The sequence below is a fragment of the Rhodanobacter sp. FW101-FHT13A11 genome (assembly GCF_058790335.1).
Window position 1 is genome coordinate 16,557 of the sequence record NZ_JBYTCN010000005.1, and the last position, 14,437, is coordinate 30,993.

General features: G+C 71.0%; 9 protein-coding genes. 7 read left to right on the forward strand and 2 right to left on the reverse strand.

All coding sequences use genetic code 11. The features are described from left to right. Positions 1 to 114: 114 nt before the first annotated feature. On the forward strand, positions 115 to 4,323 hold the full coding sequence (gene hrpA, locus AC3WRN_RS07300) for an ATP-dependent RNA helicase HrpA (protein ID WP_492622485.1): 4,209 nt from the start codon (positions 115 to 117) through the stop codon (positions 4,321 to 4,323). Between the two features lie 167 nt (positions 4,324 to 4,490). Here hrpA and AC3WRN_RS07305 read toward each other — a convergent pair whose 3' ends face one another. Together AC3WRN_RS07305 and AC3WRN_RS07310 are read right to left on the reverse strand one after the other, a co-directional pair. Continuing rightward, complete coding sequence (locus tag AC3WRN_RS07305; RefSeq protein ID WP_492622486.1) at positions 4,491 to 4,970, reverse strand: hypothetical protein; 480 nt, start codon at positions 4,968 to 4,970, stop codon at positions 4,491 to 4,493. Positions 4,971 to 5,069: 99 nt separating this feature from the next. After that, on the reverse strand, positions 5,070 to 5,615 hold the full coding sequence (locus AC3WRN_RS07310) for a hypothetical protein (RefSeq protein ID WP_492622487.1): 546 nt from the start codon (positions 5,613 to 5,615) through the stop codon (positions 5,070 to 5,072). Positions 5,616 to 5,725: 110 nt separating this feature from the next. On the opposite strand from AC3WRN_RS07310, the gene AC3WRN_RS07315 reads away from it, so the two are divergent. The 6 genes from AC3WRN_RS07315 to AC3WRN_RS07340 all read left to right on the forward strand — a co-directional run. Continuing rightward, positions 5,726 to 7,867, forward strand: coding sequence for a bifunctional (p)ppGpp synthetase/guanosine-3',5'-bis(diphosphate) 3'-pyrophosphohydrolase (locus AC3WRN_RS07315; RefSeq protein WP_492622488.1), 2,142 nt, complete (start codon positions 5,726 to 5,728; stop codon positions 7,865 to 7,867). An 86-nt stretch (positions 7,868 to 7,953) separates the two neighbouring features. Continuing rightward, positions 7,954 to 9,633 (forward strand): hypothetical protein, encoded by a 1,680-nt coding sequence (locus tag AC3WRN_RS07320; protein ID WP_492622489.1) that lies wholly within the window; start codon positions 7,954 to 7,956, stop codon positions 9,631 to 9,633. A gap of 7 nt (positions 9,634 to 9,640) precedes the next feature. Beyond that, complete coding sequence (locus AC3WRN_RS07325) at positions 9,641 to 10,480, forward strand: SDR family oxidoreductase (protein WP_492622490.1); 840 nt, start codon at positions 9,641 to 9,643, stop codon at positions 10,478 to 10,480. Positions 10,481 to 10,673: 193 nt separating this feature from the next. Continuing rightward, positions 10,674 to 13,016 carry a penicillin-binding protein 1B gene (gene mrcB, locus AC3WRN_RS07330; RefSeq protein WP_492622491.1) on the forward strand — a complete coding sequence of 781 codons (2,343 nt, stop codon included), beginning with the start codon at positions 10,674 to 10,676 and terminating at the stop codon, positions 13,014 to 13,016. A gap of 2 nt (positions 13,017 to 13,018) precedes the next feature. Further along, entirely contained in the window at positions 13,019 to 13,546 is a 528-nt protein-coding gene (locus AC3WRN_RS07335; protein ID WP_492622492.1) for a tetratricopeptide repeat protein, read from the forward strand. Between the two features lie 72 nt (positions 13,547 to 13,618). Then, positions 13,619 to 14,437, forward strand: an 819-nt coding sequence (locus AC3WRN_RS07340) for an ATP-dependent DNA helicase (RefSeq protein ID WP_492622493.1), incomplete at its 3' end; no start/stop codon positions are given.

Below are 14,437 nucleotides of genomic sequence, written 5' to 3' on the forward strand. Positions count from 1 at the left end.
GTGGGTGGTGACGATGGGAGGACGGTAGCGGGTGGGTGGGCGGCAGGGAAATGAATCCTTCCGATGCGGCCGATAGCCGGGGGCTATCAGGTCGGCGGGTCGCCAGCGGCTATCATGTGCGGTCCGATGAACGACACCCACCCGACCGCCGACAATGCCACCGCCGATCCCGGCCTGCGCGAACTGCGCCGGCAACTGGACACGGTGTCCAGCCGCGACTTCGGTCGCCTGCTGGGGCGCTGGCGTGGCCTGTCGCGCCGGGCCGACGAAGGCAAGCTGGCGGCGCTGCGCGCGGATATCGAGCGCTCCGTGGCCAGACGCCGTGCCCGGGCGGCCGCCAAGCCGCCGATCCGGCTGGACGAGTCGCTGCCGATCAGCGCGCGCGGCGAGGACATCGTCAGGCTGATCCGCGAGCACCAGGTGGTGGTGATCGCCGGCGAGACCGGCTCGGGCAAGACCACCCAGCTGCCGAAGCTGTGCCTGGCCGCCGGCCGCGGCGAGGCCGGCATGATCGGCTGCACCCAGCCGCGGCGGCTGGCCGCGCGCTCGGTGGCGCGCCGGGTGGCCGAGGAGCTGGGCACGCCGCTGGGCGACCTGGTGGGTTTCCAGGTGCGCTTCAACGACCAGGTGTCCGAGCGCAGCCTGGTCAAGTTCATGACCGACGGCATCCTGCTCGCCGAGACCCAGGGCGATCCGTGGCTCTCCGCCTACGACACCCTGATCATCGACGAGGCGCACGAGCGCAGCCTCAACATCGACTTCCTGCTCGGCTACCTCAAGCGGTTGGCGCTGAAGCGGCCGGAGCTGAAGATCATCGTCACTTCGGCGACGATCGACACGGCGCGCTTCGCCGAACACTTCGACGGCGCGCCGGTGGTGGAAGTGGAGGGGCGTGCGTATCCGGTCGAGCTGCGCTGGCGGCCGGTGGATGCGCGACCGCGCGATGGGATGCAGCAGGGCAGCGCCGAACATATCGCCGCGGTGCTCGACGAGATCAGCCATGACGACCCGCGCGGCGACGTGCTGGTGTTCCTGCCCGGCGAACGCGAGATCCGCGACGCGCACCAGCTGCTGTCGCGCCGGCAATACCGCGAGACCGAGATCATGCCGCTGTATGCGCGGCTGTCCGCCGGCGACCAGGACCGCGTGTTCAAGCCCGGCGTGAAGCGCCGCGTGGTGCTGGCCACCAACGTGGCCGAGACCTCGCTCACGGTGCCGCGCATCCGCTACGTGATCGACACCGGCACCGCGCGGGTGAAGCGCTACAGCCAGCGCAGCCAGCTCGAACGGCTGCACGTGGAGCCGATTTCCCAGGCCGCCGCGGATCAGCGCAAGGGCCGCTGCGGCCGCGTGGGGCCGGGTGTCTGCTATCGCCTGTACGACGAGGCGGATTTTTCCGGCCGCGCCGCGTTCACCGACCCGGAGCTGCTGCGCTCGTCGCTGGCCAACGTGATCCTGCGCATGCTGGCATTGAAGCTGGGCGAGGTGGACGAGTTCCCGTTCTTGGAAGCGCCCGACCCGCGCGTGGTCGCCGACGGCTTCCGCCGGCTCACCGAAATCTCCGCGATCGACGACGCGCGCAAGCTCACCCCGATCGGCCACACCCTGGCGAGGTTGCCGATCGACGTGCAACTGGCGCGCATGCTGGTGGAGGGCGAGAAGCTGCAAGCCTTGCGCGAGCTGCTCACCATCGTGTCCTTCCTCAGCATCCAGGACCCGCGCGAACGTCCGGGCGATGCGCGCCAGCAGGCCGACGCCGCGCACGCCGCGTTCGCCGATCCGAAGTCGGACTTCGTCGGCGTGCTGAACCTGTGGCGCGCCTACCACGACGCCCACGAGGAACTGACCCAGTCGAAACTGCGCGACTGGTGCTCGCGGCATTTCCTCAGCTTCATGCGCATGCGCGAATGGCGCGAGCTGCACCGGCAGTTGTTGTTGGTGGTGCAGGAGCTGGGTTGGAAGCTGGATGTTTCGTCTGCTGCTCAGAACGAAGCGCAAAATGCGCGCTTTGCTCCTCCCCCTGCAAGCAGGGGGAGGTTGGGAGGGGGTGAAGCTTTTTGCGATGTTGCACAAAATCAAAAGCGAACCCCTCCCCAGCCCTCCCCTGCGAGCAGGGGAGGGAGCGAGAGCGGTGCCGGGCAACTGTACGAATCGGTGCACCGCGCTTTGCTCGCCGGCCTGCCCACCCAGGTCGGCCGCAAGGACGAGAAGGGCGCCTACCTCGGCACGCGCGAGCGCAAGTTCCAGGTGTTCCCCGGCTCGGCGCTGGCGAAGGCGCCGCCAAACTGGGTGTTCTCCGCGCAGATCCTCGACGTCGGTGGGCGCGTGTGGGGCATGATGAATGCGCGGGTCGAGCCGCTGTGGATCGAGCAGCAGGCTGCGCACCTGCTGCGCACGAGTTGCCGCGACGCGCACTGGTCGAAGAAGCGCGGCTGCGTGGTGGCGTACGAGCAGGTCAGCCTGTTCGGCCTGGTGCTGGTGGAGAAGCGGCCGGTCACCTTCCAGCAGCAGGATCCCGCGCTAGCCCACGCGATCTTCCTGTGCGAGGCGCTGGTGCGGGGTGATATCGAAAGCAGGGCTGACTTCGTGCGCGCCAACCAGCGTGTGCTGGAAGAGGCGCTTGGTATCGAGGCGAAGCAGAGGCGCGAGGGCCTGATCCGCCATGAGGATGACCTGGTCGCGTTCTTCGAGGGCAAGCTGCCCGGAGAGATCGCCAGCAGCCGCGCGCTTGACGCGTGGTACCGCAAGGCGCGTCCCGCCGAGCAGGCCGCGCTGCGCTGGTCGCTGGACGATGTGATGGTCGGCGGTGCGGCGCTGGACGCGAAAGCGTTTCCTGCCGCGCTGGACATGGATGTCCGAGTGCCGCGAGCGCAGGACGCGCAGGAGCGGCCGCTGGACATGGATGTCCGAGTGCCGCGAGCGCAGGCGACGGCAGGGATGCCGGAGGTAGAGCAATGCAGGGAGCAATTGCCGGATGCGCAGGAGCGGCCACTCGAAATCCCACCGCAAAGGTACAAGCTCGAATACCGCTTCGTTCCCGGCGACGAAGCCGATGGCGTCACTTTGCACCTGCCACTGGCGATGTTGAATGCGCTGCCGCCCGCACGCTGCGAATGGCTGGTGCCCGGCCTGCTCGCCGACAAGGTGGCCGAACTGATCCGCGGCCTGCCCAAGGCGCAGCGCCGCAACTTCGTGCCGGCACCGGATTTTGCGCGCGCCTTCGTCGAGGCCGAGTCGCCGCGCGACGAGCCGCTGGCGAAGGTGCTGGCCACGTTCCTGAAGCGCACCACCGGTGTCGACATTGCCGCGAGCGAATTTGCCGCCGTCGAACTGTCGCCGCATTTCCTGATGCGCTATCGCCTGCACGACGAGCGCGGCAGGACGCTGGCCAGCGGTCGCGACCTCGCCGCGCTGCGCGGGCAGTGGGAAGGCCAGGCGCGCGAGGCGTTCTCGCGCAAGACCGACATCGAGCTGACTCGCGAGGACGTGGCCAGCTGGGATTTCGAGGAGATCCCGGCGCAGGTGCGCTCCGAAGGCGGCCTCGCCGCGTTCCCGGCGCTGGTCGACCTGGGCGAGGCGGTGGCGCTGCGCGTGTTCGAGCGCAGCGACGAGGCGCGCGCAGCACACCGGCAAGGCGTGGCGCGGCTGCTGCGCAACGCGCTGGCCAGCGAGGCGAAGCAGGCGCGCCGCCGCCTGCCGATCGGCAATGCGCTGGCCTTGAAGTACGCGTCGCTCGGCGGCGTGGAGGGCTTGCGCGAAGATCTGCTCGAAGGCGGTTTCGCCGACCTGCTGCAACGCCACGAGCTGGACGCGCGTACCGCTAGCGCGTTCGAGGCGCTGCGCGCGCAGTGCGCGCGCGAACTGTTCAGTGCCGGCGTCGAGCGGCTGAAGCTGGCCGAACCCGTGATCGAGGCGCAGGCCGAAGCGAGGCCGTGGCTGCAGCCGCCGCTGCTGGGCTTTGCCCGTGCCAGCTACGACGACCTGCGCGAACAGTTCGATGCGCTGCTCACGCCCGGTTTCCTGCGCGAGTTGCCCACGGCGCGGCTGGCGCATTACCCGCGCTACCTGAAGGCGATGCGCCTGCGTGGTGAGCGCCTGCGGCAGGACCCGGCGAAAGACCAGCAGCGCATGCTGCAGGTGCTGCCGTACTGGCGCGCGTACCTGCAGCACCGCGCCGCCGGTGCCGATCCAGCCAGCTTGGCCGAGTTGCGCTGGCTGATCGAGGAGTGGCGCGTATCGCTGTTCGCGCAGGAATTGAAGACCGCCGAGCCGGTGTCGGCCAAGCGGCTGGCGAAGGCGTTGGCATCCATCGTCCCGGCGTGATTTGAACGGTGCCATGGGACATGCAGGCATCGGCGACGGTAGAGTGAACGGCGCGCCGGCGCTGTTACCTGCAGGTCAAGAATCACGCAGTGCCGGCGCCGCTCCGTGGCGTGGCCGACCGCGCTTCCGGCAGGCTGATGAGAGTGTGCGCTATCCCGCGTCGCCGCTCAGTGCACCCGCTCGACGTGGGAATCGCCGTTGCAGCCGTCCACGAACATTAGCCAGCCGCCGAACAGCGTGGGCTTGACCTTGACGGCGGGGTTGTCGGAGGTCATGCACTCGGGCTTGTCCGAGCCGACCTGCTTCCACACCTGGCCGTTGTCCAGCGTGAACTCGCTCCGGCCCTGCCAGCCACCGAAGTGCCCGACCATGTGTGCGTTGATCTTCTGGCGCTTGGCGCTGTCGGCGTAAAACACCGGCTTGCCGCTGGAGCTGACCATGCGGGTCTTCACCACGGGATGCGCAGCCAGCCACGTGTCGAGGTTTGCCAGTTCCTGCGGGCTGAGCTTGTCCAGCCCGGCAGCCTTGAACTCGGCGCTGCTCATGCGCTGCTGCAGGCTGTTGGCGTCCTGCGCGTGGACGCTGACGCAGCACAGCGGGAGGGCCAGCAGCAGCGGCAGGCCCAGGTGACGGAGGCGGATCGGCATGGGATGCATCCTCGAGGTGGCGGCGAACGGAAGCGCGGAGCGGTGATTCTGCTTCCGAAGCCGTTCCGGCGCCAGCCACGCGGCGCGATCGGTGCCAGCTCAGTTTGCCGGTTCCACCCGCGCACTGGTGTTGTAGCCCTTCACCTTGAGCAGCCAGCCGCCGAAAGCGCCGGGTTTCACGGTGGCCTCGGGGCTGTCGACCGGGCGTGGCGTGGTCAGCGAACTGTCGTCGCTGACGCGCCATTTCTGGCCGTTCTGCAGGATGAGCACGCTGCCCGGCCGCCAACCTTCGAAATGGCCGGCGACCGGGCTGACCACGATGCGCCCGGCGCTCCGGTCGGCGGAGTCCGTTGCACGCCCGGTGCCGTTGCCGCCACGTGCTGGTTTCCGGTCCGCCGCCACGCTGGCGGAGGCCGCCGCGGACGCCGGTACCAGCGCCGCGAGTTCGGCAGCGTGGTCGACCAGCCATTGCTGCAGGTGCTGCAGTTGGGCCGGGTCGAGCTTGTCCAGTCCGGCCTGGTTGAATTCCGCGGGCCCCATCTTCTGTTGCAGCATGATGGCCTGCTGTGCGTGCGACGGCGCGCAGCCCAGCCCCAGCGACAAGGCCAGCAGGAATGGTGGCAACGGGAGCAGGCGTACTCTCATGATGACGGATCCGTAGGGCGGCGTGCCGCAGGTGAACGTGGATTTTGCGCGGTAAGCTGGGCGCGTGCCAGCCGCAGGCCGGTGGATGCGGCGATGAGGAAGACCGTTTCATGGCTCTAACCGTTCCCGCTGTGCCTGTCAGCCTGGACACATGGCGTGCCCGGGCCGGCCGGCTGTCGCCGGCGCTGGCCGAAGCGCTGGATGCCTGTGCCGCGCGCGTGGTGAACCAGGCCGAATGCTGCGACGTGCTGGACCTGCTCGGCGTGCTCGGCTGCGATGCGCAGACCCAGGCGGCGGCGCTGTGGTTCGAGCTGGCACGGGTCGATCCCGCGCTGTGGGCGGCGCGCCGCGCCGGGCTGCCGGCGGAACTGCAGCGGCTGGTGGACGGCCAGCAGGCGGCCGAGCAGGTATGGGCGCTGCATGCACAGCGGCCGCCGCAGGGCGCGGCGGAGGGCCTGCGCCGGCTGCTGCTGGCGATCGTGCGCGACCTGCGCGTGGTGTTCGTGCTGCTGGCGCGGCAGCTGGCGCGGATGCGCGCGGCGCTGGCGCTGCCCGAAGGCGAGCGGCAGGCGCTGGCGCGGCTCACCCGCGACATCCACGCGCCGCTGGCGAACCGGCTCGGCATCTGGCAGCTGAAGTGGGAGCTGGAAGACCTGGCGTTCCGCTACCTGCAGCCGGACACCTACCGGCGCATCGCCAACCTGCTCGACGAGCGCCGCGCCGACCGCGAGGCGTTCATCCGCGACTCGCTGGCCGAACTGCAGCGCGCGCTGGCGGCGGCGGGCATCCAGGCCGAACTGGCCGGGCGGCCCAAGCACATCTATTCGATCTGGAAGAAGATGCAGCGCAAGTCGCTGGACTTCTCCGACCTGTACGACATCCGCGCGGTGCGCGTGCTGGTCGACAGCATCACCGACTGCTACGCCGCGCTGGGCGTGGTGCACTCGCTGTGGCCGCACCTGCCGGGCGAGTTCGACGACTACATCGCGCGGCCCAAGGCGAACGGCTACCAGTCGCTGCACACCGCGGTGATCGGGCCGGAAGGCAAGACGCTGGAGGTGCAGATCCGCACCCACGCCATGCACCGGGCGAACGAGCTGGGCGTGGCCGCGCACTGGCGCTACAAGGAGGGCGGCAGCGGCGACGCCGAGTTCGAGGCGAAGATCGCCTGGATGCGCAAGCTGCTGGAGCCGCGCGGCGAGGACGACAGCGCGCTGGCCGCCGAGCTGCAGACCGAGCTGCTGGAAGACCGCGTCTACCTGCTGACCCCGAAGGGCGAGGTGTTCGACCTGGCGCGCGGCGCCACCGTGCTGGACTTCGCCTACCTGGTGCACACCGAGGTGGGCCATCGCTGCCGCGGCGCCAAGGTCAACGGCCGCATCGTGCCGCTGACGTTCCAGCCGCAGAGCGGCGACCGCGTCGAGATCCTCACCGGCAAGGTGGCCGAACCCAGCCGCGACTGGCTGTCGCCGCACCACGGCTACCTCAACACCGCGCGGGCGAAGGACAAGGTGCGCGCGTGGTTCCGCAAGGTCGCCCACGACGCCAACCTCGCCGTGGGCCGCGGCATGTTCGAGCGCGAACTGAAGCGCCTGGCGCTGACCCACGCGGACGTGGCCCGGCTGCCGGCGCACTTCCACCTGAAGAACCACGACGAGCTGCTGGTCGCGCTGGCCCTGGGCGAAGTCACGCCTGGGCAGATCGCCCGCGTGCTGCAGGAGGCGGCGCAGCCGCCGGAGCCGCCCGCGGTCACCCAGTCGGGCGCGCCGGTGGCCTCGCGCCACGCCACGCTCGACCACAGCGCGCTGCGCATCGAAGGCATCGGCAACCTGCTGACCACGCTGGCGCGCTGCTGCCAGCCGCTGCCCGGCGATCCGGTGCGCGGCTTCATCACCAAGGGCCGCGGCGTGTCGGTGCACCGCGCCGACTGCGGCAGCCTGGCGCGGCTGGCCCGGCGCGACCCGGACCGGGTGATCGAGGTGAGCTGGGGCAGCGCCGCCAGCCAGGCCTACGAGGTCGACATCGAATTGCGCGGCTACGACCGCAAGGGCCTGCAGAAGGACGTCACCAGCGTCGTCAGCAACGCCGGCACCCATATCATCGCCTCGTCCAGCCGGCTGTTCGTGCGCACCGGCGAGGTGGAGATGCGCTTCACCCTGCGCGTGCGCGATTTCGAGCAGCTGTCGACCCTGCTCGGCAAGCTGCTGGCGCTGCCGAACGTGCTCGACGTGCGCCGGGTCGGTGTCGGCTGAATGACCGCGCAATGCCCGCCGGTCCGCCAAATGGCGGCCGACGGCCCGATGCTAAGCTGCAGCGCCAGCCTCCACCGCCACGGACCATGAGCCGACGCCGAGACCCGCACGACGCACATCCACCGGTGCGCACCGAGCCCACCCTGGGCGACATCGATCGCCTGGATGCGCCGCGCGCGCCGGCCGCGGACGGCCTGCCGCAGGTGTCGGTCGAGCCGCGCCATCCGCGTGGCGGCCAGGCGGCGCCGCCACGGCGTCGCCGTGGCTGGCTGCTGCCGCTGTTGCTGCTGGCGATCGCGGCGGCCGGCGTGCTCTGGTTCAACCAGAACCGCCTGCGCGGCATGCTGCCGCGCACCGACTTCAACACCGTGCTGGCGCAGGCGCAGCAGGCGCTGCAGGATGGCCGCCTGGACGGCCAGGACGGCACCAGCGCGCGCGAACTGTTCCAGGCCGCCGCGGCGCTGGAACCGGACAATGACCGCGCCCGCGACGGCCTGCGCCGGGTCGGCCAGGCCGAGCTGGCGCAGGCCGATGCCGCGCTGCAGGCGGGCAATCTGGCGCTGGCCGCGCAGCAGGCCGCGGTGGCCCGCGAACTGCTCGGCGGCGGCAGTGACATCGACCGGCTGGACCGCGCGATCAGCGGCGCCCGCGCGCGGCAGGTGCAGACGGTGGACCTGGTCGACCAGGCGCGGCTAGCCCTCGCCGCCGGCAAGCTGGACGGCCCCGACGGCGCCGGCGCGCTGTACCAGCGCGTGCTGCGCGCCGACCCGAACAACGCGGTGGCAGCCCACGGCCTGGATCAGGTCGGCTACGCGCTGGCGGTGCAGGCGCGCAAGGCGCTCGACGCGAAGGACGCCGCGACGGCCGACGCCAGCATCGAGCAGCTGGCCGCGCTGCAGCCGAACAACGGCGCGCTGCCGTCGCTGCGCGCGTTGCAGGCGCAGGCGCGCAAGCAGGACAGCGGCGTGCTGGAGGCGGCGCTCAAGGCGGGCCAGGACGCGTTGCGCGCCGGCCGCATCACCGGCAGTGGCGACGACACCGCGCTGGCCCATTTCCAGGCGGCGCTGAAGCTCGATCCGGACAATGCGCAGGCGCGTGCCGGCCTCGGCGACGTGGCTGAGGCGCTGACCGTGCAGGCCAACGCCGCGCTCGACGCCGGCGACACGACGCAGGCGGCCGCGTTGCTGGCCCAGGCGGCGGCGCTGGCGCCGAAATCGGCCGATCTTGCCGCCGCGCATGCGCGCCTGGAGCACACCGCCGCCGCGCCTTCGCCGGCGGGCGCCGCGAACGGGCCGGCCGCGCCGGCGCCGCCCCCCGTGTCGCCGCAGCAGGCCGCCGCAGTGGAACGGCTGGTGCAGCGCGCGCAGGTCGCCACGAAGAACGGCGACATCATGATGCCGCCTGGCGACAGTGCCTACGACCTCTACCGCAGCGCGCTGGCGATCGACGGCAACAGCGCGATGGCGCTGCAGGGCCTGCAGGCCTTGCCTCACCAGGTCGAACAGCAGTTCGACCAGGCGCTCGCCGCCGGCAACCTGGGCAAGGCCGGCGACATGCTGGCGAACCTGGCCGAGCTGGCGCCGGGCGACGCCGCGCAGGGCGCGCGGGGCAACCGGCTGGCCGGCGCGTGGCTCGACCAAGCCGAGCAGCAGCTGGCGCGCGGCGACCGCATCGGCGCCGGCCAGTCGCTGGAACGCGCGCGCAAGCTGGCGCCGTCCAACCCGCGCGTGCTCGACCTGGGCGCCCGCCTGCAAGGTGGCGGATGAGCGCGGCATGACGATCCTGGTGTTCGGCGCCAGCAGCCAGATCGGCCACTTCCTGTTGCCGCGCCTGCTCGCCAGCGGCGAGCCTGTGCTGGCGTTGAGCCGGCAGCCGCGGCCGCCGCTGGCCGGCGTGACCTGGTTGCAGGGAACCCTGCCCGATCGCGTGCCGGCGCTGCCGCGGCTGTCGGCGATCATCAGCTTCGGCCCGCTGCAGGGCCTGGCCGACTGGCTGGCGCATGCCGTGCTGGCCGATGCGCCGCGGGTGGTCGCCACCAGTTCGATGAGCGCCGAGACCAAGCGCGAGTCGAGCGTGCCGGCCGAGCGCGCCCTCGCGCGCCAGCTGCGCGCCGGCGAGGCCGCGCTGGCCGCCGCCTGCGAGCGCCACGGTTGCGCCTGGACCGTGCTGCGGCCCACCCTGGTCTACGGCGCCGGGCTGGACAAGAGCCTCACCCCGATCGCCCGCCGCGCGATGCGGCTGCGGCTGTTCCCGCTGCCATCCGGCCGCGGCCTGCGCCAGCCGGTGCATGCGGACGACATCGCGCAGGCGGTGCTGGCCGCGCTGGAATGCCCGGCCGCGGCCGGGCGGATCCTGCCGATCGGCGGCGGCGAGCGGCTGCGGTCCGCCGAGATGTTCGCGCGGGTGCGCCGCAGCCTGCCGCGGGCCACCGTGCCGCTGCCGCTGCCGGCGTGGCTGCTGCGGCTGGGCCAGCGCGCGTTGCCGCCGCTGCGCGGACCGTTGAGCCGGCTGGACAGCGACCTGGTCGCCGACAACGGCGAACTGCAGCGCGTGCTGGGCGTCCATCCGCGGCCGTTCCGGCCCGACCCCGCGATGTGGCTGCCGCCCGCGTAGGAGCGCACCCTGTGCGCGATGCTCTTGGCTACGTTCGACATCAGAGCATCGCGCACAGGGTGCGCTCCTACCGTTTCCGTTTTCGCGGGTTCCGCATTGCCCGCATTCGGCCATGAAAACGGCCGCCGCGTTCAGATGCCCGCCGGGTAGCAGGTCCTATGATCGACCCACTTGATTGCCGGATTCCCCCACGTTGGCCTTGATGACCCGCATTCGCCTGCTCGCGAGCCGCAGCTGGCCCTGGCTGCGCATCCCGCTCTGGATCGCCGCGGGCCTGCTGGTGGGCTTCGTGCTGCCGTACACGCTGGTGCTGAACAAGCGCGTGCAGGACCGCTTCAACGACCTGGTGTTCGCGGTGCCGACCCGGGTCTACGCGCGGCCGTTGCCGCTGGCCGCCGGCCTGCCGATGAAACCGGCGGCGCTGGAGCTGGAGCTGACCTTCGCCGGCTACAGCAACGACGGCAGGGGCCAGGTCGCCGGCAGCTGGGCGAAGGAGGGCGCGCGCTACACGATTTCCTCGCGCGGCTATGCCGGGCCGGACGGCGGCGAGCTGCCCAAGCGGATCCGCGTCACCCTCGGCAACGGCATGGTGCAGTCGGTGCAGGACGCCGCCAGCGGCAAGAAGATCGAGCTGGCGCACCTGGATCCGGCGCGCATCGCCACGCTGTACGGCGCCACCCAGGAGGAGCGCCGCTTCGTGCACCTGGCCGACGTGCCGCCGCTGCTGGTCAGCGGCCTGCAGGCGGTCGAGGACCGCGACTTCAAGCACCACATCGGCATCGACGTCAGCGCGATCGTGCGCGCGGCATTCGCCAACCTGCGCGCCGGGCATACCGTGCAGGGCGGCTCCACGCTGACCCAGCAGCTGGTGCGCAACCTGTTCCTGAGCCGCGACCAGAACTTCACGCGCAAGATCAACGAAGCGCTGATGTCGCTGCTGCTGGAGGCGCACTACAGCAAGGGGCGCATCCTCGAGGCCTACGTCAACGACGTGTTCCTCGGCCAGCAGGGTGGCCAGGCGGTGCATGGCTTCGCGGCGGCGGCGGAGTTCTACTTCGGGCGCCGGCTGGAGGACCTGCGGCCGCAGGAGGTCGCGCTGCTGGTCGGCATGGTGAAGGGGCCGAGCTACTACGATCCGCGCCGCTCGCCGGAACGCGCGCTGGCCCGGCGCAACCTGGTGCTGCAGGAGTTCTTCGATACCCGCCTGATCAGCGCCGCCCAGCTCAATGCCGCGCAGGCCGCGCCGCTGGACATCGTGCAGAACGGCCAGCTGCCGCACAACCGCTTCCCGGCGTTCATGGACCTGGTGCGCACGCAGATCACCGCCGATTTCGACGAGCAGGCGTTGCGCGACGGCAACCTGTCGATCTTCACCACGCTCGACCCGGCCGCCCAGCTGTATGCCGAGCAGGCGGTGACCAGCGCGCTGAAGGGCCTCGGCAAGCGCGGCGAGGGCGTGCAGGCCGCGGGCGTGGTGACCGATGCGCACAGCGGCAGCGTGCTGGCGGTGATCGGCAGCAAGATCCCGGGCGACCCGGGCTTCAACCGCGCGATGGATGCGCGCCGGCCGATCGGCTCGACGGTCAAGCCGTTCGTCTACCTGGTCGCGCTGACCCAGCCGGAGCGCTGGAACCTCGCCAGCATGATGGACGACAGCCCGGTCAGCCTGCGCCAGCCCGACGGCAGCTACTGGACGCCGCAGAACGACGACCACCGCAGCCACGACCCGCTGACCATGGTCGATGCGCTGGCGCACTCGTGGAACCTGGCGACGATCCACCTGGGCCTGCAGGTGGGGTTGCCGCGGATCCAGTCGTTCCTGAAATCCTTCGGCATCGGCGAGATCAATCCCAGCCCGTCGCTGCTGATCGGTGCGCTCGACCTGTCGCCGCTGCAGCTGGCCCAGCTGTACCAGTACCTCGCCGCCGACGGCCATGCGCTGCCGCTGGTGGCGGTGCGCGGCGTGCTCGACGGCAACGGCCGCACGATCAAGCGTTACCAGGTGCAGGGCGGCCGCGGCGAATACCAGGAAGCGGTGCGGCTGACCACCTGGGCGATGCAGCAGGTGGCCGAGTACGGCACCGCCAGCGCGCTCGGCAACTCCACGCTGGCCTCGCTGCATGCCGCCGGCAAGACTGGCACCAGCAACGACATGCGCGACAGCTGGTTCGCCGGTTTCACCGGCGACCACCTGGCGGTGTTCTGGATGGGCCGCGACGACAACAAGCCGACCACCCTGTTCGGCGCCACCGGCGGCCTGCGTGCATGGCGCGACCTGTTCGCCAAGCTGCCGACCACGCCGCTGCCGGCCGCGCCCGGCGAAGGGCTGGAGATGGCCTGGGTCAATCCCTCCAGCGGCAAGCGCAGCGAGCCGCAGTGCGCGGGCGCGCAGCAGGTGCCGGTGATCGACGGCACGCTGTCGGCCGACACCGAGGGCTGCTTCTGGCAGGGTATCCAGAGCCTGTTCGGCGGCAGCGACCATCCCCCCGCCACCGGTGCGGCGAGCCCCGCGCCCAGTCTCCCGAACGGAAATTGATCATGCGTTACCCTGTCCCGCGTTCCCTTCCGCTGCTGGCTGCCGGCTTGCTGGCCGGCTGTGGCATGTTCGCCACCACGCCGCCGCCGCAGGACACCCGGCCGCCGCTGCCGACCTACGACCAGGTGGCGGCGATCCGCGCCGCCGGCGACCGCGACAAATCCGTCATCGACGTCAATCCGTTGCGCGATCCCGGCGTCACCGCACTGCAGGACGCCGCCAGATATGACGAGCAGGGCGGCATGTATGCCGCCGCCGCCGCCAAGCTCGACCAGGCCTTGAAACTCAGCCCGGATTCGCCCGACTTGCTGCAGCAGCGCGCCGAGATGGCGGTGCGCCTGAAGGATTTCTCCGCCGCCGAGAGGTTGGCCCACAAGTCGTGGTCGCTCGGTCCCAAGCTGGGCCCGCTGTGCGCGCGCAACTGGCAGACCATCGCCGAGATGCGCCTGCAGGCGCGCGACCCGGCCGGCGCCGAGACCGCGCGCAAGTGGGTGGGGCAGTGCCACAAGCCCGGGATTCCGCGGTACTGAGCGGACCGCGGGCGTCACGGCAGGTTCCTGCTGCCGTTTTGCCGCGCGTTGCCGCTCCGCCATACTTGGCGGATGAACGACTTCGATGACGCCGGGCCCGACGACGTCGGCGCGCTGCTCGGTGCCGACGGCCCGTTCGCCCGCGAGCTGCCCAACTTCGCGCCGCGGGCGGTGCAGCAGGCGATGGCGCGGGCGGTGCAGCAGGCGATTGCCGGGCGCGACACGCTGATCGCCGAGGCCGGCACCGGCACCGGCAAGACCTATGCCTACCTGGTGCCGGCCCTGCTGTCGGGCGAGCGGGTGATCATCTCCACCGGCACCAAGGCGCTGCAGGATCAGCTGTACTTCCGCGACCTGCCGAAGGTGCGCTCGGTGCTCGGCGCGCGGCTGAAGACGGCGTTGCTGAAGGGCCGCGCTAACTACCTGTGCCTGTACCGGCTCGACCAGACCGTGCGCGAAGGCGCCACTTTCGAGCGCGCGCAGGCGGCCCAGCTGGCCACGATCCGCGCGTGGTCCGCGCGCACCCGCCGCGGCGACCGCATGGAGCTGGCCGAAGTGCCGGAGGAGTCGCCGCTGTGGCCGCGGGTCACCTCCACGCCGGAAAACTGCCTCGGCGTGGAGTGTCCGTTCTTCGACGACTGCCACGTGGTGAAGGCACGCCGCGAGGCGCTGGAAGCCGACGTGGTGGTGGTGAACCACCATCTGCTGTTTGCCGACCTGGCGCTGAAGCAGGAAGGCTTCGGCGAGATCCTTCCGGGCGCGGCGGCGTTCATCCTGGACGAGGCGCACCAGATTCCCGAGCTGGCCGGCCAGTTCTTCTCGCAGAGCGTCAGCGCGCGCCCTGTCTCTTATCCACACCTCCGAGCCCACAAGACTGTCGCTGGTATCTGG